Here is a 20,769-nt window from a genome sequence, read left to right on the forward strand (position 1 = left end):
CCGGAGGTCCGCCGTGCCCGAGGTCGTCTTCCCGCTCGACTCCAGCAGGTCGTTCACCGACCAGGAGCTGGTCGGCCACAACCGCTGGCACCCCGACATCCCGCCGGCGGTCACCGTGCGCCCGGGCGACGTCTTCCGGGTGCACTGCCGCGAGTGGTTCGACGGCGCCATCCACAACGACGACTCGGCCGACGACGTCCGCGATGCGCCGCTGTCCCGGGTGCACGCGCTGTCCGGGCCGATCGCGGTGGAGGGAGCCGAGCCCGGGGACCTGCTGCTCGTCGACATCGTCGACCTGGGCCCGATCCCGCAGGAGGACTCCGGCCCGCTGGCCGGCCAGGGCTGGGGCTACACCGGCATCTTCGCGAGGACGAACGGCGGCGGGTTCCTCACCGACCAGTTCCCCGACGCCTACAAGGCGATCTGGGACTTCCGCGGGCAGACGGCGACGTCGCGGCACGTGCCGGGGGTGTCCTACACCGGGATCAGCCATCCCGGGCTGATGGGCACCGCGCCGTCGGCGGACCTGCTGGCGCGCTGGAACCGGCGGGAGGCCGCGCTGATCGCCACCGACCCGGACCGCAACCCGCCGCTGGCCCTGCCGCCACTGCCGGACGACGCGATCCTGGGCTCCCTGTCCGGCGAGGCGTTCGACCGGGCCGCGGCGGAGGCCGCGCGGACGGCGCCGCCGCGGGAGAACGGCGGCAACCAGGACATCAAGAACTTCACCCGCGGCAGCCGGGTGTTCTACCCGGTGTTCGTGGCGGGGGCGAACCTGTCGGTGGGCGACCTGCACTTCTCCCAGGGCGACGGCGAGATCACCTTCTGCGGCGCCATCGAGATGGGCGGCTTCATCGACCTGCACGTCGACCTGCTCAAGGGCGGCATGCAGACCTACGGGGTGGCGGAGAACGCGATCTTCCTGCCCGGCAACGTCGAGCCCCGCTACGACCGGTGGCTCGCCTTCTCGGGCACCTCGGTGACGCTGGACGACGAGCAGCACTACCTCGACTCCGACCTGGCCTACCAGCGAGCCTGCCTGCACGCGATCGACTACCTGACCAAGTTCGGCTACAGCCCCGAGCAGGCGTACCTCCTGCTCGGCTCGGCGCCGATCGAGGGCCGGCTGTCCGGCGTCGTGGACATCCCCAACTCGTGCGCGACCGTCTACATCCCCACCGGGATCTTCGACTTCGACGTCGAGCCGTCGGCCTCGGGGCCGGTGCGCATCGACCCGGGGATGGGTGCGCCGAGGTCGTCGGCCTGAGCGGACCGGGCACGTCGCCGTGCCGCTCCGTGTTCCGGAAGTGACGCTCGGCAGCTAGCGTCGCCGCGCGTGAGCGCCGCCGTCCCGACGCCCCACCTGCCCGAGTCCGCCCTCCCCAGCCCGCGGTCCGCCGTCGCCGATCCGGACCGCCTGGCCGCGATCGCCAGCTACCGGCTGGGCGGTCACGCGGGCATCGCCGACCTCGACGCCGTCGTCGCGTACATGGCGCGGACGGTGGAGGCGCCGATCGCGATGATCAACCTGGTCGGCCCGGACGAGCAGTGCTACCCGGCCGAGCAGGGCGCGGGCGCGCCGTACTCGCACGTGCCCGACGAGCTGTCGTTCTGCGCGTACGTGGTGGCGCTGCGGGCGCCGCTGCAGGTGGCCGACGCGCTCGACCACCCGGTGTTCCGCGACAACCCGGCCGTGGCGGCCGGCGCGATCCGCTCCTACCTCGGGGTGCCGCTGATCGACGAGGACGGCTTCGTCCTCGGCTCGCTCGGCGTCTTCGACGACGAGCCGCGGGCGTTCTCGCGGGCGGAGGAGGGACTGCTGGAGAACCAGGTGCGACTGGTGCGCAGCGTGCTGTCGCTGCGGCGGCAGGTGGCCGCGCACTGCTGGGACAAGGGGCTGCTGGCGGCGCAGGGCCGGACGCTGGAGGCGGTGGCGGCCGGGCTGCCGCTGGAGTCGGTGCTCGAGACGCTGACCTCGTCGACGGCCGCGCTGGCCGTGGACCCGGACGCGGACCAGTCGGTGCGGCTGCGGCAGACGGTGGACCGGCTGACCGCGGTGGCCACCAAGGCCGACGGGTGGAAGCAGGCGCTGCTGCGGTCGGCCCGGCAGGACCCGCTGACCGGGCTGGCCAACCGCAGCCACCTGCTCGACACCGGCCGCGCGGCGCTGGCCGTCGGGGGAGCGGTGCTGTTCGTGGACGTCGACCGGTTCAAGGAGGTCAACGACCGCGGCGGGCACGCGGTCGGGGACCAGCTGCTCGTCCGGCTCGCCGACCGGCTGCGCCGGCACGTGGAGAAGGAGCTCCCGGGAGCGGTGGTCGGCCGGCTGGGTGGGGACGAGTTCGTGGCGGTGCTGCCCGGGGTGGACGCTGCTGCGGCGGAGGTGATCGGGCACGGGCTGGCTGCTGTGCTAGTGGACGAGGTCGAGGTGGGACGGCGGACCGTGCGGGTCTCGGCCTCCATCGGGCTGGCGATAGCCGCGCCCGGGACGACGCTCGACGAGGTCCTCTCGCTGGCGGACCGGGCGATGTACGGCGCCAAAGAGCGGGGGCGTGGCGTGTTGCATGTGCTCCGGCGCACCGGTCAGCCAGCGCAGGTAGAACGTCAAGCCTCGGCGGGTGGCGGATCACGCAGAGCTTGAAAACACCGCTGCCGATGACCCCATGGCGGTTGCCCTGCAATGCAGCCGAGAGGACATCAGCGTCAGCCGGACGATAGGACTGCCGCCGCAGCAACTGGCAGTCCCGCCTGCTGACCCGCAGCTCACCAGGATGGGTGAAGTTAAGCTGTGTGAATCCGGTCTAAGACTCGTCAGCTGCGAGATTTGATCCCATGTGAGCAGCCGCCGACGGGTCGCATGCACTGGTAGAGCTGATGCAACTGAGTCGCAAGTAAACCGCACGGGTGTACCGGAGGCGCTGATGTCAGCCCTCGCCAAACCCCTCAGCTAGGGTATCGCCGTCGAGCGTTGTCCAATTCGGACTGCCCCATCCCATTAGAAGGGAAATGCGTCGTGACCGACGAACGTTACGAGCCCGAGCTGCCGATCGACGAGATTGTCATCGGCAAGGGTCAGGTGCGTCTCAAAATTGACCAGATGAAGCTCGATGAATTGGCAGCAAGTATTGCCGTTCAGGGACTACTCGAGCCGATCATTGTTTGTCAGCTTGAGGGTGAATCGGGACGTTACGAGGTGATCGCAGGACAGCGGCGGTACCTCGCCTGCCGGCAGCTCGGACACTCGTACATCAAAGCGGTCATCAGACCTCAAGTCGAGGACATTACCGACCGCAAGGCCTTGTCTTTGACGGAGAATCTCGTTCGTACTGATCCTGATCGCGCTGACACGATTGACGCTTGCACGGAGCTTTACCAGAAGTACGGATCGGTGAAGGATGTCGCCTCTAGGACGGGCTTGCCCGAGAGGCTCGTGAGGGAGTATGTGAAGGTTGCGCGTCTCATCCCTCAGCTGCAAGAGCTTGTTAAGACGGAGGGGCTGGACATCAAGACCGCTCTCCGGGCGCAAGATGCGGCAGCCGCTGGAAAGGATCGCCCCGATGCCACGGAGGCGGTGGAGATTGCGCGTCAGCTAGGTGGAATGAGCGGCGCTCAGCAGGAGGCCCTAGTCAAGCGGCGTGAGGACAACCCCGACTTGGCGGTGGATGAACTGGTTGAATCAGCACGCACGGGGGCCAGGGTTGTGCAGATTCTGGTCAAGATGTCGGGTGCTGGCCACTCGGCGTTGAAGGAGTATGCAAAGTCGGAGGGCACAAGCCTCGATGATGCGGCCAGGACCTTGATTGAAGAGGGGCTGACTTCTAAGGGCTTCGAGGCCGAGGAGTGAACTTCTCACTCCGAGACCTGATCCTTTCTGTAGGAACTCGGCGCGGCGATCGTCCACTGTCCCCGCTTGAGGTAGCCGAGGCGCTGGCTGCCCACTCGAACGAGGTCGGATGGCAGCAGGCGCTGAACGATATATCGCTTGAAAAGTCCACCGCGCAACGCTTCCTAACTTTACGTTCTCTTGATAAGGACGTGGCGGAACTCGTCGATTGGGGGCGGAGGCCTGGGGCGGTTTCCTTCTCCGTAGCCGCGGAGATAGCTCGAGTTATCCCTGAGGATCAAAGAATTCTGGCGCGGGCGGCCTTGGAGCACTCGTTGACGAAGGAGGAAGTTCGCCAGGTCGTGCAGTTAATGAAGCGCCGCGGTGACTCGGTTGATTCTGCGGTAGCGGCGACTCTCCAGATGCGCCCAAGTGTCGTAAACGTACATGTCACCTTGGGTGCGGTGTCGGGCCCCGTCGCCAGCGGTCAACTGGAGGTAATGACACAGCGGCAGCGGGATGAACTGCTTGCAAGAGTGCTTGCGAAGGTCGGCATACGGACCCAAGGGGGCAAGCTCACAACGAGAGCGTTCTCCATAGTGTCTGATATGGCTATACCTGACAATGAGGTTGAGCGAATCGAGCGTCTCGTCAATGACGCGCTAGCAGTCTCAGCTAAGGATTAGGCGCAAATGAGTACTTGGCGAAGCCTCGTAGATGCTTCAGGGGCCGTTTCCCTGGGAGAGCATGTTGTGGCGGACGGGCATCGAAGGCATTGCGGCGTGCGTGTTCAGACCCATCTCCACCTCGATCATATGTCTCGCTTCTCAACAAGCAAGGGCGTTCATGAGCTTGTGATGCACCCTGCGACGAGAGATCTGCTCACTCTGGAGGGTCATCCTGACCTCAATTGGCGCGCAAATGTGTGGACGCCTTGGTACGAGGAGGCCGTCACCCTCGGAGAAGTCAAAGTGGAACTCCTGGACGCGGGACATATGCTCGGCTCCGCGCAGGTGGTCGCCACATATTCAGACGGTTATCGAGTAGGGTACAGCGGCGATTTCTCGTGGCCTCTTTCTTCCGTTGCTCAAGTCGACGAGTTGGTCGTCGACGCGGCGTATGGGAGCGATAAGGCAGTGCGTCGCTTCAGTCGCGATAAGGCTGAGTCCGACTTCCTTGAGCTTGTCACTGAGCGCCTGCTGCGAGGGCCGGTCGTCGTGAAGGCGCATCGGGGTACGTTGCATCGGGCGGCCATTCTACTTTTCGGCTCTGTGCGCAATCCGATAGTAGTGTCAGAAAAGGTTGCACAAGAGTTGCAGGTATACGCAGGATATGGACTCGCGACTGATGTGTGTACTGAGCCTAACGTCTCAAGCGGGGCTTATGTCAAGTTAATTGGTCATCGCGAGGCCATTGAATCGCAAGTCGTAGGGCGTGCGACCGTCGTCACGTTGACTGGCTTTCGGATGCGATCGGAGCCGATTCAGTACATTTCCGACCGAGGATATAACGTCTGCTTGAGTGATCACGCGGACTATGAGGAGACGCTCCTTTATGTTGAGCGATCCGGGGCCAAGCGGATCCGTGTAGACAATACGCGACACGGAAATGGCGTGGAATTGGCCCTTGGAATATCGGAACGTCTCGGCCTTGAGGTGCGGTACGACATCGCAGAAGAGGATCCCTACTAGACGAAGCCAGCAAAGCGACCACCCCTAGGCTCAAAGTGCTCAGTTCGGGTGGACGATTTCGAGCGTGGCCCTCTAGCAACTCTAAAGCAAATAGTGAGATTAGGTCGAGTGGTGGTCCAAGGGTTACGCGGCCACTTGGGATGTCTGCAGCGTTTCGGTCAGCGTCACCTGGCGCCAAATCTCCACGGGCCGTGGCTTCGGGATATGCGTAGCGGAGAGTTGAAGACTTCAAGAAGCTGGAAGGCGGTGGTTGAACCCCTAGGCTTCCTGTATGGAAGCGGAGTTTCCAAAGGTACTTCGGCACCGCACCGCCATCGCGCGGGCAGCCCTGTCCATGCCCGTGCGGCAGGCGCTGCAGGACGGCGTCGTCCGGCCTGACACGTCTGTCCTCGACTTCGGCAGCGGCCGAGGTGGGGACGTCGCACGACTACGCGCCATGGGTGTCGAGGCACGGGGATGGGACCCGTACTTCGACCCCGATGTGGCAGCGACGCCAAGCAACGCTGTCCTCTTGGTGTACGTCCTCAATGTCATCGAGGACGACGCAGAGCGGACGGAGACACTCCGGCGCGCGTGGACGCTGGCTGACCAGGTGCTCGTCGTCAGCACGAGGCTGTCGTGGGAGAGGCGCAAGGTCACTGGGGTCCCTCTGGCAGATGGGACCATGACCAGCCGGCGCACATTCCAACGACTCTTCAGCCCAGGAGAGCTCCGCGCGCTGGTGGAGCGCACCACCAAGGCGGGCACCGCTGCCGGTGCGCCCGGGGTGGTCTATGCGTTCAAGAGCGAGACAGAGCGCCTGCGCTTCTTGGCCCGCCGCACTACGGGGGTCGTCGAATGGCTGGGCGGCGAGGACGAGACCTCCGCTCTGGCCGCCGTCATCGACTACTTCGAACGCCGAGGGCGGTTGCCAGCCGTAGAGGAGTATCCAGAGCACCTGCTGCCCTTGTTGCGGCACGTGCGGCAGGCCGAGCTTCGGCGCATGGTCGTCGAGGGGGCTGCAGCTGAACGGGTGGAGCTTGGCCGTGCGAGGACGCTCCTCGACACGTTGCTCTTCCTCGGGGTTTCCGTCTTCTCGGGAAGGCCGAGGATGAACGACTTACCGCTTGGGGTTCAGCTCGACGTGCGCGCCTGTTTCAGCAGTTACAGGGAAGCCTGTGCCAGAGCTGACCGGCTGCTGCTGAAGTTGCGGGATGACAGCTACGTGCGGGGCGCCATGCGGAACAGCGTGGGGAAGCTGACTCCCACGGCTCTGTACGTCCATCGGCGGGCGGTCGAGCGGATGCCCGTGGTCCTGCGCCTGTACGAGCACTGTGGGGCAGTCGCGGCCGGCCGGCCGGAGGGCTGGGACGTCCTCAAGCTCAACCACAGCGGACGGCAGGTGGCTTGGTCGTCCTACCCGACGTTCGACTCGGAGCCGCATCCGCGCTTGGCGTGGTCGTACGCGGTGTCCATGTCCACCCTTGACGCCCAGTTCTCCTCCTACGAGGAGCGAGAGAATCGCCCCCTGCTGCACCGGAAGGAGGAGTTCTTGGCGTATGACGATGAGGCGGCGCCCAAGTACCGCCGGCTGACCGCCCAGGAGGTCAGGGCGGGTCTCTACGAGCGCCCCGAGATCATCGGGTTGGAGCGGGGCTGGCAAGCGGAGCTGGCCCGGTGCGGCGTCGAGTTGCGGGGGCACCGCCTCGTCAAGTCGCGTGCTGACTAGGAGCCGCGGAGGCCGTTGACCCGGCGCGCGGCCTCCGCCCAGTCCACCGGCTCGGCGTCATGTGCCCAGGAAAGCCGAACCGCGCCGCGCACGCGTGACTCCGGGAGGTTCATCGCAGTCAGAACATGGCTCGGCTGGTAGCTGGCCGAGGTGCACGCGCTGCCGTTCGACACCGCGACGAGGTCCCGCCACGCGAGCATCACGGCTTCACCGTCGGCGCCGGGGAATGAGACGTTGAGGATGTGGGGGAGCGTTCGCTCCGGGTCCCCGTTCAGCTGGGGCTCCGTCGGCTCGAGCGCTTCGAGGACTGCAGCACGCATCGTCTCGCTGGACTGGCGCCGCTGCTCCCGTTCGTCATGGGCGAGCTGCGCTGCGAGTCCAAAGCCGGCGACGAGAGGAACTGGCAGCGTCCCCGGACGCAACCCCCGCTCCTGGCCGCCGCCGTACGCCAGTGGCTCCAGTGGGGGCCGCCGCCAGCCGCGGCGACGCGTCACCAGGGCACCGACCCCCTTCGGGCCGAACACCTTGTGTGCGCTGAGCGAGATCAAGTCGATGCGGGAGTCGGCCAGCTCGTCGTCCAGCTTGCCGAAGGTTTGAGCTGCGTCGACGTGCAGGTATGCCTCTCGTTGAGCCAACCCGCGGCTGATCTCCGCGATTGGCTGCACTGCCCCTGTCTCGTTGTTCGCGTGCATGACGGACACCAGCAACGTGTCGTCGCGGACGGCCGCCAGGAGGCGCGGGGCATCGACGATGCCGTTCTTCTGAGGGGGGATGAACTCGACCTCGAACCCGGCCTTCGCCAGGTGAGCAGCGGGCTCGAGGATGGCCTTGTGCTCGATGGCCGTGGTCACCACGTGTCGTCGACCGGTGGACTCGCCATGAGCACGCAGACCCAGAAGCGCCAGGTTGTCGGCCTCTGTCGCGCCCGAGGTGAAGACGACCTCCTCCGGTGCTGCGCCGACGCACTCCGCGACCCGGCGTCGCGCCGTCGACACCTCCGAGAGAGCGGCCGCACCGTACTCGTGGGTGCGACTGCCCGCGTTGCCGAACTCCTCGGTCATCAACCGCAGCACGGTCTCGGCCACGCGGGGGTCGACGGGGGTGGTCGCGCTCACGTCCCAGTAGGCCGGCATGGACTCCTCCTCGAGCTGTGGACAACGGAGATGCACCTCCGCGGCAGGCGCATGCTAGCGGCGACAAGCGACACGTTACGTCAAGTTTTTGACGTAGGACCGTCAGCGGCTTAACGTCTCCGAGCGGTAGGGGAGCCGCCAGCAGGGGAGGAGCGGCAAGAGCATGGCAGGCAGTTCGGACACTCTCGCGCAGGGCGCCGACCGCGGGTCGGCGCCGTCTCTCGTGGCAAAAGAGATGAACCCGGAGGTCGCCGAACGCGGGGAGTCGGGCTACGAGTACGTCTTGCCCGCGATCCGTGGAGTTCAGGCGGGGACGACCTTCTTCGTCACGATGATCCCGCTCCGCGTGATCGCCAAGCTGTTCGTCTTCGACGGGGACGAGCTGGCCCCTGAACTGCGTGCCCAACGCAGCCTGAACAAAGGGCGGCTCCCGGAGATGGTGCGGTACATGGTCGAGAACCCGACCAGCTACACCTTCTCGGCCCTGACGGCGAGCATCGACGGGACGGTCCGGTTCGACGCGGTCGGCGACGGGCCGCAGACGAGCTTGCTGGGCAACCTCCGCATCCCGATGGAGTCCCGGTTCGTCATCAACGACGGCCAACACCGGCATGCCGCCATCAAGGAGGCGCTCCAGCAACTCCCCTCGCTCGGCCAGGAGATGATCGCTGTCGTCTTCTATCTGGACGTCGGTCTACAGCGGTGTCAGCAGATGTTCGCCGACTTGAACCGGCACGCCGTCCGCCCCTCCAAGTCGATCGGTGTGCTCTACGACCACAGGGACTCGCATGCCAGCCTGTCGCGGCTACTGGTTCTGCGCTGTCCGGCCTTCCGCGGCTTCGTCGAGATGGAGAGTTCCAGCCTGGCCAAGGCCTCGCGCAAGCTCTTCACCCTGTCGGCCATCCACGGAGCCACGCGGACTCTGCTCGAGGGACTCGGGGACATGGAGCAGGAACAGGCCTTTTCGCTGGCTGACCAGTGGTGGCGTGCGGTCGACGAGCAGCTCCCGGAGTGGCAGGGCGTACGGAACCGGGAGATGAGATCACCGGAGGTGCGCGCGGACTTCATCCACACCCACGGCATCACGCTGGCCGCACTGGCGCGTGTGGGCAACACGATGCTCCGCGAGAACCGAGACGTGGAGGCGTGGCAGTCCACACTCGCCTCCTTGAGGACCCTGGACTGGAGCCGTCAGAACCCCCTGTGGGAGGGCCGCGCTCTGGTCGGAGGCCGCGTCGTCAAGGGGCAGACCAACGTCCTTCTCACAACCGCTGCGATTCGTCAGCACCTCGGTATGGACTTGCCGCCAGATGAACGACGGGCGGAGGCCGCCCTGGCGAGCGCAAACACGAAGACCAAGTCCGACACGGCAGTGAGGAGCGACCGTTGAGCACCAGCCCCGAGACCACGACAGCCGGCGTGGAGACCGGCCGGGGGAGGACCGTCGCGGTCAGCCTGAGCCGGCGCTCGGCATTCGTGGACGGGATGCGTGCGGCCGTCGACGCACTCGTGGACGAGACCGCCCGGCTGTACCTCGAGGACGACGTGCCGTGGGTCGTCGGCTACTCCGGCGGCAAGGACTCGACGGCAGTGTTGCAGCTCGTGTGGCTGGCCATCTCACAGATTCCGGCTGAGCAGCGCCACAAGACGGTGCACGTCATCACCACCGACACGCTGGTCGAGAACCCCATCGTTGCGGCGTGGGTGAGTCGGAGTCTGGATGTGCTGGGTGAGACGGCGGAGGCTCAGGGCCTCCCGATCGAACCGCACCGTCTGACCCCCGCTGTCGAGGACAGCTTCTGGGTCAACCTCATCGGGCGGGGATACCCGGCTCCGCGACCCAAGTTCCGCTGGTGCACGGAGCGCCTGAAGATCAAGCCAAGCAACACCTTCATCCGGTCCGTTGTCCGGAGTCACGGCGAGGCCATCCTGGTGCTGGGTGTCCGCAAGGCGGAGTCCCAGGCCCGGGCGAAGACGATGGCTGCTGCCGCCGCTGCAGGGCGGGTCCGTGATCGGCTCTCGCCGAATGTCAGCCTCCCCAACTCCCTCGTCTACTCGCCCATCGAGGACTGGACCAACGACGACGTCTGGACCTTCCTCATGCAGGTGGACAACCCGTGGGGCTACTCGAATCGCGATCTGCTGACCCTGTATCAGGGGGCCAGTTCGGACGGGGAGTGCCCCCTGGTCGTCGACTCCACGACCCCGTCCTGCGGTTCGAGCCGCTTCGGCTGCTGGACCTGCACGCTGGTCGACCAGGACAAGTCCATGACGGCCATGATCACGAACGACGCGGACAAGGAGTGGATGAGTCCGCTGCTCGAGCTCCGCAATGCGCTCGACCTCGGTGACGACCGTAACCTCCGGGATTTCCGCAGGATGAACGGCAGCGTGCAGCTCTATGGGCCTGACCAGCAGCCGATTCACGACCAGCAGCCGATCCACGGCCCCTACCTTCAGTCAGCGAGGCATGACTGGCTGCGGCGGTTGCTCGCGGCCCAGACCGAGATCCGGCAGTACGGGCCGGAGAACGTGCGGGACATCGAGCTGATCACCATGGCCGAGCTCGAGGAGATCCGGCGGATCTGGGTCGTCGACAAGCACGAGTTCGAGGACGCCCTTCCTCGCATCTACGAGCAGGCCACGGGGCAGCCCTACACCGGTCCAGAACTGAGTGAGCGGCTCGCTCTCGGCCGCACCGAGGTCGAGATCCTCGCTGAGCTCTGTGGCGACGATCGCCTGCACTTCGAGATGGTGCGCGAGCTCCTCGACGTCGAGCAGCGCCACAGGCTCAAGGTGCGACGCAGTGGCCTGTTCGGTGCGCTCGAGTCCGCGCTGAGCAAGGGGTTCTACGACGACGCCGAGGACGCTGCTGCTCGCGCGCGGCGCCGCAAGGCGGTGCTGGCCGGGGAGGTCGACGCCCTCGATCCGCTTGATGTCGCGGACGGCTGGGTTCAGCGCAGCGACGAGCACACTGATGGAGCAGCGGAGTGATCCTCGACGAGCTGGTACTCAACGACTTCGGCGCCTTTGCAGGTCGCCACGTCCTGTCCCTGACACCGCAGGGTGATCGACCTGTCGTCCTGATCGGAGCGCTCAACGGCACCGGTAAGACCACGGTGCTCGAAGCACTGCAGCTGGCGCTGTTCGGTGCCCTCGCTCCCCAGGGGAGCCGCCGTGGGATGAGTTATGAGTCCTACCTGCGGGCAGCGATTAATGACCAGCAGGACCCGTCCGTCGGAGCCGCGGTCGAGCTCGCTTTTCGGGCGCACATGGACGGAGCCTTCCGGCTGCTCCGCGTTCGTCGATCCTGGTGGTCGGCCCGTAATGACAAGATCCGCGAGGATGTCCACGTCGAGGTGGACGGCTTGCCGAATGCCGCCCTCTCGGAGCGGTGGATGGAACACGTCGAGGCGTTCGTGCCTCGAGGCGTCGCTCACCTCTTCTTCTTCGACGGTGAGCAGATCGAGGCCTTCGCGGATCTCGAGGTCAGCCGCGGACTGCTCGAGACGGCCATCGGTGGCCTCCTGGGGTTGAACCTGGTCGACCGCCTGGTGGCCGACCTCGAGGTGCTCGAGCGCCGCAAGAAGACGGACGCCGTCAAGGACGAGGAGGACGAGCGCTATCTCCACAGCCTCGAGGCCGCACTCGGAGTGACTCGCCGCCGTGAGCAGGACGCGCGCCAGGCCGTGGACCAGGCGGCGCAGCGCTACGCCCGGGCTGTAGAGCGCAAGGCTGCAGCTGAGGACCGCTTCCAACGGGAGGGTGGTCGCTCACATGAGGTTCGTGCGGAGATCGAGGCGCGGGTTCAGGACGCACGAGTGGCCCGGGGGCTCACCGAGTCCCGCCTCGTCGATGCAATGGCCGACCTGACGCCACTGCTCTTGGTCCCGGACCTCGTTCGGGCCACGACTGATCGCGCCGTTGCGGTGCGACGTCAGAACGAGGACCGGCGGTTGGTCGAGGTCTTGACGCGGCGCGACGAGGAACTCCTTGCCCTCATACGCCGGCTCGCCGAGGAAGGGGGGCTCGCTTCGGAGGCGATGAAGCCTGTCGAGGAGTTGCTCAGTGGGGACCGAGACCGGCGGTCCGAGACGCGAGTTGAGGCGGTCTTCGACGCGACTCCCGAGACCACCGATCTCCTCCAGGGACTCGTCAACGGGGGGCTCGATCAACTAGGAGGTTCGCTGCGCCAGTTGCTCGCAGCCCATGAAGATGCAGTAGACGCCGTCGACCGTGCTGACGTGGAGCTGGCCTCCGTCCCCCATGCTGATGCTCTGCATGACCTGATCCTGGAGCGGGAGCGCGCTACGGAGGAGGAGCGGGAGGCCGGTGCGGCGCTGGCGTCCACGCGGGATGCCCATGACGCCGTTGAGGCCGAGCTCGCCAAGGCTCTGCGGAAGCAGGAGATCGAGCTGGAGCGCGTCGCTCGGGAGCGTCTGGCGGCCGAAGATGGGGAGCGACTCCTCCGTCACTCGGAGAAGGCTCGCGCGACCCTCAGGCAACTGCGTGAGCTGGCAACGGCGCGTCATGCGCAGCAGATCCAGGCCCACGTGCTGGAGGCAGCTCGGAGCCTGCTGCGCAAGGACAGGTTGCTCAGCAGTGTCGAGATCGACCCCTCAAACCACCAGCTCACCCTCCTCGACACAGCAGACAGAGAGATCGTCCCGTCCAAGTTGTCCGCTGGCGAAAGGCAGATGATCGCGGTGAGTCTGCTGTGGGGCCTCGCGAAGGCCGCGGGACGGCCACTCCCCGTCATCATCGACACACCGCTCGGCCGCTTGGACCGCAGCCATCGCAAGACCTTCGTGGAGAACTACCTGCCCAATGCGTCGCACCAGGTGATCGTCCTGTCCACCGATGCTGAAGTCGACGGGGAAGCGATCCAGCGCCTTGGTTCGGCCGTGAGCCACACCATCCACCTCGTGCACGACCCGAGGACCCGCAGCTCCCGGATCGAGACCGGGTACGTCACCGAGCTGACGGGGGACGTGGCGTGAAGCCGCAAGAGGCTACGGCGCAGCTGCACTCCGTAGCGCCGGCTCCGCCGGCCACGGTTCGTCTCTCCAAGCAGACCCGAGAGCAGATCGCCACGCTGAAGCGACGTACCGGCATCCGGCACATGAACGTGCTCTGCCGGTGGGCGCTCTGCCGATCGCTGTCCGAGCCATCGCCCCCATCGATCCTCCCGTCAGATACTGCAACGGAGATCGAGTGGGATGTCTTCGCCGGCGTGGGCGGACAATTGTGGTGGAACCTGGTGCTCGAGGGCGCATCAAGCCGTGGGGTGAAGCCGTCTTCCGGGGAGGCCGAGGCCCTGTTCCGCGCCCACATCGCTCGCGGCATGTCATATCTCGTCGGGGACCCGGCAATCAAGGACGTCACAAGCCTCACTCGAATGGCATTGCGCACCTCGAGTGACGGGGAGCCTGCCTCGGTTGGGTAGGTCCTGTCTCGAAATCCCCGTCTGAAGGAAGCGACACGCTACATTCTGTTGTCATCGCTCACTTGGTCATCAGTCATGCGCACACGGAGAATGGCAGGTGTCGTGAGGTACGTCTTCCCGGCAGTTCGCGGCCGGATGGGCTCGACCGAGTACTACCAGGCGAGTGTCACCGCTCGGGACCTCGCGTCGGTGGCCATCACCGCCGGGGAGCTGCCGAGCTGGGGTCAGTGGACGCTCATGGAGCGCTTCCAGCGGGACTTGGCGACCAAGCGCATCCAGGCGGAAATCGTCCCGTACCTCGTGCGGACACGGGACCGCTTCTTCGGTTCTCTCATCGTGCTGGTCTTCGAGCCTGACGTCTTCGAGTTCACCTCCCTGCGGGAACAGGGCTTCGAGCCGCCGGCCGCGTACGGGGATCTAGCCGACCGTTCGGGCGCCCTCGTCGTGTCCGGAGGTTCCCTGGTGGCGCTCGATGGACAGCACCGCCTCGTGGCGCTACGAGAGGTGGTCAAGGACGGTTCATCCGCGCGGGGCCCCTATCGAGACGGCGTCGCATCAGACGAATTGTGCGTGGTCTTCATCAAGCACGAAAGCCTCGAGAAGACACGGCGGATTTTCAACAAGGTCAATCGGCACGCGCGTCCGACCGGCCCCTCGGACAACATCATCACCAACGAGGACGACGGGTACTGCATCGTCGCCCGGTGGCTGGTCGAGCCTGACATCCCCGAGGGGTCACGCCAGGGCAAGCCGCCCTTGGCGGTGCAAGACCCCCGGGGTGAGTCTCTCGTGCAATGGCGCAGCGCGCAGCTGCAGCAGACGGACAATCACCTCACGACACTGCAGGCCATCCACGACACCGTCATCGCCGTGATGGATGCCCATGGGGTACGCAACTTCGACGAGAAGCACACTGTCAACAGGCCGAGCGATGAGAAATTGCTCGAGGCCTATGAGTGGGCTGCAGAGTGGTGGCACTACGCACTCGAGTGTGTGCCGGCGTACGAGAAGGCTCTAGCGGCACCGTGGCGGATCTCCGAGTGGCGCCAGTACCGCAGTCCGAATTCCCTGCTGTTTCGTCCCGTTGCGCAAGTGGCCCTGTTCCGGGCTGTCGAGATCTTGCATCGGAGGGGTCTGCATCCGCGAGAGGCGTTCGAGCGGCTGGCCGGTCTGACATGGCAGGCCAGCCACCCTCAGTGGGTGGACACGATCGTGAGGTCGAACGGCCGGATGATCGCGACGGGCGGAGCGATTAACCTCACCGCTCGCCTAGCGGCGTACCAGGCCGCACCGGAGCTGTGTCCCTCTCATGCACGGGACCAGTTGCGCCGGGACTATGCGACGGAACGGGGCTGGCCTGGGCGGGGTCCGATGGAGGACCTTCCCTGAGGTTAGTCAGGTAAGGGGAGGTGTCGGCCGAAGTAGCCGACGTAAACCATGCCGCTCTGCTGGCTGTCGTCGACGTAGTGGATCCGCGGCGCCAAGCCGCCGCGTCGCTGCACCTTGATGTGGGCCTCCATGAAAGCCGTACCGCTCGAGTTGACTGCAGTCGGCACCGGGAACATGCGGGCACTGCGAGTGGTCGGGTCGTTTCGGGTGGAGTCGCTCTCGCCTATCGCGACCCAAGAGGGGTTGATCGTCAGCGAGCCAGGCGGTGGATCGGCGCAGAATCGGTAGAAGTTGAGATTGTGCTTACCTGCACTCTTCTGTGCTGCATAGTCGTTCAGCGCCTGCAAGGCGGCCCATGCCTTGCCCGCCCAGACCATGGCCGCCGCGTGATCGTCGAGTAGCTGCGTCGGCCCGCGATCTGCCGGAACCTTGATGTGGGCAAGCTCGTCCCGAGCGCGCTCCAGGACCTCCGTACAGGAAGTGGGCGGCTCATCTGGTTCTTCGATCAGCGGCGGGACGGAGCCGAAGTCCCCGAAGTCCGCCAGCCGCTGCTCGAGATAGCGGATCCGCCGAGCGCGATCATCCGCCTCTCGCAGGGCTTCGAGAAGGTCGAGTGTCAGGTCATCACAGGTGATGCGCAGCTCCGCAGCCTGACGCCGGGCCAGCTCGCGTTCGCTCTCGAGGGACTGTGCCTCCTCGAGAAGCACGTCCTCGTCCGTCCCGCCCGGGGAGTTCGGCATCCCGGGGAGCGCCAAGGCGGTCCGCAACATGGAGGAAGGCGGCTGGGCCGCGATTTCGTCAAGGCAGGCCCGGTGCACCCGAAGGAGGGCAGCGTCGGGTTGGCGGTTGACGACGGTCGGTGGCAGGTGCAGAGGGACGTGACCAGTGCGAACCACGAGGACGCTTCCCGGAGCAACACCGGCCAAGTCGGCGTCCTCGTGGTGCTGGCCAGCTATCGCGCTCATGGTGAGCCCCTCGACAGCAGCCATCGTCAGCAGTCGCTTCCTGAGCCGACGTTCGAACCGGCTCTCGACATCGTCCGCCGCGCGAGCGACGAAGACGGTGGGACGAGCGTCGAACTCGACCGCACTCGATCGTTCGGTCAGGTCGAGGCGCTCCTGAAGCGCCGTCTCGAACGCCGACACGCTGGCGCCCGGCGGAGAGATCGCCGCCGAACGTTCCGTCGATGCCTCGACCCACAGGTGTGAGCCGTCCGGGCAGTCGATCGCTGTGATGGTGCAGACCGTGGACGCGCCGCCTCCCGCGGTCGGCTCCAATCGGAAGCGCACAGCGGTGCCAACGCTGGAGTGCCCTCGGTGACGGGTGAGGATGAAGTCCCCTAGGTCCGTCTGTCCCAAAGGCGGGTCTGCTTCCCGGTCGCGAGGCAGCCAGGCCTTCCTCACGGCAGCGGCCACGGTGTCCGTCACAGGGTGGGCGAACGACGCGCCCCATCCGTACGTCAGAGCCATGGCTCAGTCGATGCCGGGTGCCGGCAGCTCTTCCGGGATCTCCTCCTCCGGTAGGTCCTCGACGTCGCTGAAGGGGTCCCGTCCCCGGGCCTTGTTCCAGCGCTCGTACAAGTCGGACTTCTCCTCCTCGCTCGTCCACTCGGGAGCGACGAGATAGGCGAGGAGGTCAGCGGCGAGATCCACCGCCTCCTTGCGCGCGATCATCCGGCCAGCGGCATTGACGATCGTGTCCCGCCAATAGGAATCGGGAGATGCCTTCCACGACAGGCGACCCGCGCGCTCGAGTGCCTTCTCCCGGCTCAGCTCCCCGCGAGAGCGATCCATGGCCCTGATCAATCCCCGAACCAGGGCCATCTGGCCGACCGGTCGCAGCAGCAGTGACCACTTGTGTGTGGAGTCCGCTCTGGTGACCGGGACGGAGCTGGGGTTGTGCAGGGCTGTCCGGAAGACCTCGAGCGTCAGGATCGCGGACCACCAGCCGGCAGCGACGTCGAACGCCTTGTCCAGGACGTCGTCCGGAGGTGCCACGGGGTCTTCCTTCTCGCTGAACCCGCTGTACCCCGAGTAGGACAGGATGTCCGTCACTGTCTCGTAGACGGTGCTGAGCGTCGTCAACAGGTCGCTCTGGCGGGACAGTGTCGTGCTTCGCCAGGTCACGAGGTCACGCTGGTCTCCGCCGACCTCTCCGATGGGGGCCAAGGGCCCTTCATGAGCTTGGTCGAGCAGCCGTCGGGAGACGATCGCGTAGCCGTCGTCCTCGCTGGTGATGATGTTGTCGCTGCGGCCTGTTGGCTTTGCGTGCCTGTTCACCTTGTTGAAAATCCGACGGGTCTTCGTCGGGCTCTCCATCTCGATGACCAGGACACAGACCTCGTCGTCCCCGACGACGCTCGAGTAGGGCCCGAGCTGCTGACCGGTGGTGATCACCTGCCGAAACGCGACGAGGCGGTGTTGACCGTCGAGGGCGACGAGTTCGCCCTTCTTGAGCGTCAGAAAGCCCATGTTGCCGACGTCGTAGGCGGCCGGGAGATTGACGTTCAGGTCCGAGAGTCCCTCGAATGTGACCGCTCCCTGAGGGACCAGGACGATGAAGGAGCCAAAGAAGCGGTCCTCGTGCTTCGCGAGGTAAGGAACAATCGTCTCGCGCACGCGGGTCTCGTTGACCTCGCGCTGGATGCGCTCGTCCAAGGACGCGCTGGCCCAGCTGTCCGTCTCTCGCGCGGGGCGTACCGACGTCGTCAGTTCGCGCGCCGTCATGGTGATCTCGTAGTAGGTGGTGGACCCCATCCGCCCACGGAGACAGGGACGCGTGACCGACATGAGCACTCCTACTCGCGAGTTATGACAGCGGGAGCCTAAGCGGCGTTCGAGACGGCTCAGGGCAGGATCGCGGCATGTCTCACTCCGACGGGCTGCGGGTCTGGCAACGGGAGGCACTCGCTGCCTGGGAGGTGGCCGGACGGCGGGGCATCATCGCGGCCGCGACCGGGACGGGTAAGACGCGACTGGCTCTCGCGGCGGCGGCAGAGACGCTCGAATACGGTAGGACCGTGGTGGTCATACCTCGTATCGCCCTGGTGGAGCAGTGGGTCCGCGCCCTACGAAGCGCCGGTGTCCCGCACCACCGCATCGGGACGTTGGCCACCGGACATGCGGCACCACGCGTGACGGATACCGCGCTGGTGTGTGTCATGGACTCCGCTCGTGAAGCGGTCCCTCACCTGGGGGCGCACTGGAGCGCTAGCGGGCTGCCCACGATGCTCATCATCGATGAATGTCACTGGGCGGGTAGCCAGCGCAATGCGGACATCTTCACCGCGCCGTATGACCGGCGTCTCGGTCTTTCAGCAACTCCTGAACGACTCGATGACGGCCTCGAAGACGTTCTCATTCCGAGCATCGGAGACATCGTCTACAGGTATCCGCTACGTGCTGCTCTGGATGACCGGCTGCTCGCTGACCTACTCGCCGTCAACGTGTACGTCGACCTCGACGCGGACGAGCAGCGCGAATACGACCGCTTGACTCAACGCATGTCTCTTCGATCCAGTGGGGGAGCGGGGGTGCCGTCGTCGCTCGACATGGCTCGGCGTCGGCTCGTCAGCCGTGCCAGGGCCCGCCGCTTCGTGGTGCATCGGCTCAGCAACTTGGGACTCTTCGACGATCGGCGGGCTCTTGTCTTCCACGAGCGCATTGAGGATGCGGAGGAAACCTTTCGGGTGCTGCACGAGCGAGGACACCGGACCGTCCTGGAGCACTCCAAGCTTCCGCCCGCGCGGCGCGCTCGCGCCGTCCGCGCCTTCAAGAGCGGTGGAGCTGACGCCCTCGTAACGGTCCGAACGATGGATGAGGGCGTCGATATACCTGATGCGGACCTGGGGGTGATCGTCTCCGGGGGACTGCAGCAGCGACAGCGCATCCAACGCATTGGCAGGCTTCTCAGAGCGGGAGGCACCGATGCGCTCTGCGTCACGGCTCTCGCTCGTGCTACCACGGAGGAGCACCAGGTGGGCTCATCTGACGAGGACCTGCTCGGGCCGTTCCGGGTCCGTCATCATCTGATCGGTGACCTTGCCCCGAACTGGAGACCGGGGGACGCGTCGACCTACAAGCCGAACTCAAGTGCGGTGTGAAGAGGAGACCTTGACGACTGCAACGGGCACGCCGCGCAGGGGGTGCCCGCCATTCGAGAGTCCCGGCAGAAGGCTCGAATCGCAGGAGTGGTCGGGATGACGCTTGGCGGTGTCGACGATCGACCAATCCCCGGTAGTCACTGCCGCACATTCCTGACCAGCTTACTCGGCTTCGACTTGCGAGGGCGCCCGGGACGCCGTGGCATCCCGTTAGCTACGTCGAAGTCCATCGCTAGCTGTTCCGGTGGAGCTGCGAGTGCTCGGCCCCCAGGTTGGGGCTCGCTACGCAGGTCCAGCCGCAGGATCCGGTCGCCGCGCAATCTACTAAGAGCTTTGCTCTCGATTTGGCGGATCCGTTCTCTGGTGAGACCAAACCTCGTGCCAATCTCGTCGAGAGTGCGCGGGTCGTCGCCGTCGAATCCATGCCGAAATCTCAATACCGCGGCTTCCCGAGGGCTCAGCCGCCCCAACGCCCGAGACAGCGCATCTACGTCGGCGCCGACTTCAGATGCCTCTTCGACGCTCTGCTGATCGTCGGAAACCAGTAGGAGCCCCAGCGGCACCTCGCGGCCATCGATGTCACTCCAGTGCTCAGCCCAGCCGGACGGCGCATGGTTGAGAGGTGCGTCGAGTGAGAGGACGGGACGATTGATCTCGAGCAGTCGCTTCACCTCCGCCTCGTCCATCTGCGTCACACTTGCCAGCTCGTCGATCGTCGGATGGACTCCGCTGGCCCACAGGCGTCGTTGTTCCCTCAGGACGACGTTGAGCTTTTCCACCACATGAACCGGCAGGCGCACTAACCGAAGCTGGTCAGCCATTGCTCGCGTGATCGCCTGACGAATCCACCACGTAGCGTAGGTCGAGAACTTGAATCCCTTGGAGTGATCGAACTTCTGCACCGCTCGCACGAGCCCGAGGTTTCCCTCGTTGATCAGATCGAGCAGAGGCATACCCCGACCGCTGTAGCGCCGGGCGAGCGACACGACCAAGCGGAGGTTGGAGTTGACCATGCGCTCGAAGGCTTCGTCACCGCATGTGACGAGCTGCTTGAGCAACCGGGCATCCCGGGGGGCTAGGCGGACGCTTTGAAGTCGTTCGCGGGCAAGGACGCCGACCTCGATCTCAGTGGCGAGCGAGCGCTCCTCCTCCGCTGTGAGGAGGGCGTAGCGGCTGATGTCTCGCAAGTAGTCCTTGAACGAGTCGCTGCCTCGTCCGCCCGAGAGTTGGGGAAGGGCCTCCCCAGCATCCTCGTCGTCTTCCGGCTCGTTCTCCGTTGGCTCGTCAGGCCGCTCGAGTAGGGGTATCACCTCACCGGAAGCAGCGTCGCCCAGGCCTAGACCCAGGAGTAAAGCGTCGAGGAGCCCCTCCGGTGCGAGTCCCGTGGCGGAGGCCGCTCCGACGTCGGACATGCCTGATCCTGGCGTCACCAAGCCAGCCGCACCCGTTCGAGCATGCTGAGGTCTCCCCGCTACAT

General features: G+C 65.8%; 16 protein-coding genes. 12 read left to right on the forward strand and 4 right to left on the reverse strand.

Annotation, left to right across the window (positions count from 1 at the left end):
* Positions 1 to 13: 13 nt before the first annotated feature.
* The 6 genes from fmdA to JD79_RS13080 all read left to right on the forward strand — a co-directional run bounded on the left by fmdA (position 14) and on the right by JD79_RS13080 (position 7,222).
* The gene (fmdA, locus tag JD79_RS13065; RefSeq protein ID WP_110005871.1) at positions 14 to 1,267 is read left to right on the forward strand and encodes a formamidase; all 1,254 of its coding nucleotides are present in this window, start codon (positions 14 to 16) and stop codon (positions 1,265 to 1,267) included.
* Between the two features lie 69 nt (positions 1,268 to 1,336).
* Positions 1,337 to 2,641 (forward strand): sensor domain-containing diguanylate cyclase, encoded by a 1,305-nt coding sequence (locus tag JD79_RS13070; RefSeq protein ID WP_110005872.1) that lies wholly within the window; start codon positions 1,337 to 1,339, stop codon positions 2,639 to 2,641.
* A 372-nt stretch (positions 2,642 to 3,013) separates the two neighbouring features.
* Positions 3,014 to 3,844, forward strand: a complete 831-nt coding sequence (locus JD79_RS13075; RefSeq protein ID WP_170149190.1) for a ParB/RepB/Spo0J family partition protein — start codon at positions 3,014 to 3,016, stop codon at positions 3,842 to 3,844.
* Positions 3,841 to 4,509 carry a hypothetical protein gene (locus JD79_RS22230; protein WP_146220437.1) on the forward strand — a complete coding sequence of 223 codons (669 nt, stop codon included), beginning with the start codon at positions 3,841 to 3,843 and terminating at the stop codon, positions 4,507 to 4,509. The genes JD79_RS13075 and JD79_RS22230 overlap by 4 nt, the downstream gene beginning before the upstream one ends.
* Before the next feature lie 285 nt (positions 4,510 to 4,794).
* Positions 4,795 to 5,514 carry a hypothetical protein gene (locus JD79_RS22235; RefSeq protein WP_146220438.1) on the forward strand — a complete coding sequence of 240 codons (720 nt, stop codon included), beginning with the start codon at positions 4,795 to 4,797 and terminating at the stop codon, positions 5,512 to 5,514.
* A gap of 271 nt (positions 5,515 to 5,785) precedes the next feature.
* The gene (locus JD79_RS13080; RefSeq protein ID WP_110005874.1) at positions 5,786 to 7,222 is read left to right on the forward strand and encodes a DNA phosphorothioation-associated putative methyltransferase; all 1,437 of its coding nucleotides are present in this window, start codon (positions 5,786 to 5,788) and stop codon (positions 7,220 to 7,222) included.
* Here the strand turns inward: JD79_RS13080 and dndA are convergent.
* Positions 7,219 to 8,355: a cysteine desulfurase DndA gene (gene dndA, locus JD79_RS13085; protein WP_110005875.1), complete on the reverse strand. Its 1,137-nt coding sequence runs from the start codon at positions 8,353 to 8,355 to the stop codon at positions 7,219 to 7,221. The two genes, JD79_RS13080 and dndA, sit on opposite strands and share 4 nt — an antisense overlap.
* A 163-nt stretch (positions 8,356 to 8,518) precedes the next feature.
* On the opposite strand from dndA, the gene dndB reads away from it, so the two are divergent.
* From dndB to JD79_RS13110, 5 genes are all read left to right on the forward strand, one after another.
* Positions 8,519 to 9,745 (forward strand): DNA sulfur modification protein DndB, encoded by a 1,227-nt coding sequence (gene dndB / locus JD79_RS13090; protein ID WP_211307957.1) that lies wholly within the window; start codon positions 8,519 to 8,521, stop codon positions 9,743 to 9,745.
* Positions 9,742 to 11,349 (forward strand): DNA phosphorothioation system sulfurtransferase DndC, encoded by a 1,608-nt coding sequence (gene dndC, locus JD79_RS13095; protein ID WP_211307958.1) that lies wholly within the window; start codon positions 9,742 to 9,744, stop codon positions 11,347 to 11,349. The genes dndB and dndC overlap by 4 nt, the downstream gene beginning before the upstream one ends.
* Positions 11,346 to 13,355, forward strand: coding sequence for a DNA sulfur modification protein DndD (gene dndD, locus JD79_RS13100; RefSeq protein WP_110005876.1), 2,010 nt, complete (start codon positions 11,346 to 11,348; stop codon positions 13,353 to 13,355). Before dndC ends, dndD begins: the two co-directional genes overlap by 4 nt.
* Complete coding sequence (dndE, locus tag JD79_RS13105) at positions 13,352 to 13,801, forward strand: DNA sulfur modification protein DndE (protein WP_110005877.1); 450 nt, start codon at positions 13,352 to 13,354, stop codon at positions 13,799 to 13,801. The genes dndD and dndE overlap by 4 nt, the downstream gene beginning before the upstream one ends.
* Before the next feature lie 102 nt (positions 13,802 to 13,903).
* Entirely contained in the window at positions 13,904 to 15,190 is a 1,287-nt protein-coding gene (locus JD79_RS13110; protein WP_170149191.1) for a DGQHR domain-containing protein, read from the forward strand.
* 2 nt (positions 15,191 to 15,192) lie between these two features.
* Here JD79_RS13110 and JD79_RS13115 read toward each other — a convergent pair whose 3' ends face one another.
* Together JD79_RS13115 and JD79_RS13120 are read right to left on the reverse strand one after the other, a co-directional pair.
* Positions 15,193 to 16,479 (reverse strand): hypothetical protein, encoded by a 1,287-nt coding sequence (locus JD79_RS13115; protein WP_146220439.1) that lies wholly within the window; start codon positions 16,477 to 16,479, stop codon positions 15,193 to 15,195.
* Between the two features lie 183 nt (positions 16,480 to 16,662).
* Positions 16,663 to 17,979, reverse strand: a complete 1,317-nt coding sequence (locus tag JD79_RS13120) for a DGQHR domain-containing protein (protein ID WP_146220440.1) — start codon at positions 17,977 to 17,979, stop codon at positions 16,663 to 16,665.
* Positions 17,980 to 18,053: 74 nt separating this feature from the next.
* On the opposite strand from JD79_RS13120, the gene JD79_RS13125 reads away from it, so the two are divergent.
* Entirely contained in the window at positions 18,054 to 19,292 is a 1,239-nt protein-coding gene (locus JD79_RS13125; RefSeq protein WP_110005881.1) for a DEAD/DEAH box helicase, read from the forward strand.
* Positions 19,293 to 19,429: 137 nt separating this feature from the next.
* Here JD79_RS13125 and JD79_RS13130 read toward each other — a convergent pair whose 3' ends face one another.
* Entirely contained in the window at positions 19,430 to 20,704 is a 1,275-nt protein-coding gene (locus tag JD79_RS13130) for a sigma-70 family RNA polymerase sigma factor (RefSeq protein ID WP_110005882.1), read from the reverse strand.
* Between the last annotated feature and the right edge of the window lie 65 nt (positions 20,705 to 20,769).

Source organism: Geodermatophilus normandii, from assembly GCF_003182485.1.
Classification (GTDB): domain Bacteria; phylum Actinomycetota; class Actinomycetes; order Mycobacteriales; family Geodermatophilaceae; genus Geodermatophilus; species Geodermatophilus normandii.

Excerpts from the sequence above, each read along its gene's own strand:
- JD79_RS13080 (WP_110005874.1), top strand. The coding sequence starts at position 5,786 with ATGGAAGCGGAGTTTCCAAAGGTACTTCGGCACCGCACCGCCATCGCG.
- dndA (WP_110005875.1), bottom strand. The coding sequence starts at position 8,355 with ATGCCGGCCTACTGGGACGTGAGCGCGACCACCCCCGTCGACCCCCGC.
- dndB (WP_211307957.1), top strand. The coding sequence starts at position 8,519 with ATGGCAGGCAGTTCGGACACTCTCGCGCAGGGCGCCGACCGCGGGTCG.
- JD79_RS13120 (WP_146220440.1), bottom strand. The coding sequence starts at position 17,979 with ATGTCGGTCACGCGTCCCTGTCTCCGTGGGCGGATGGGGTCCACCACC.
- JD79_RS13125 (WP_110005881.1), top strand. The coding sequence starts at position 18,054 with ATGTCTCACTCCGACGGGCTGCGGGTCTGGCAACGGGAGGCACTCGCT.
- JD79_RS13130 (WP_110005882.1), bottom strand. The coding sequence starts at position 20,704 with ATGTCCGACGTCGGAGCGGCCTCCGCCACGGGACTCGCACCGGAGGGG.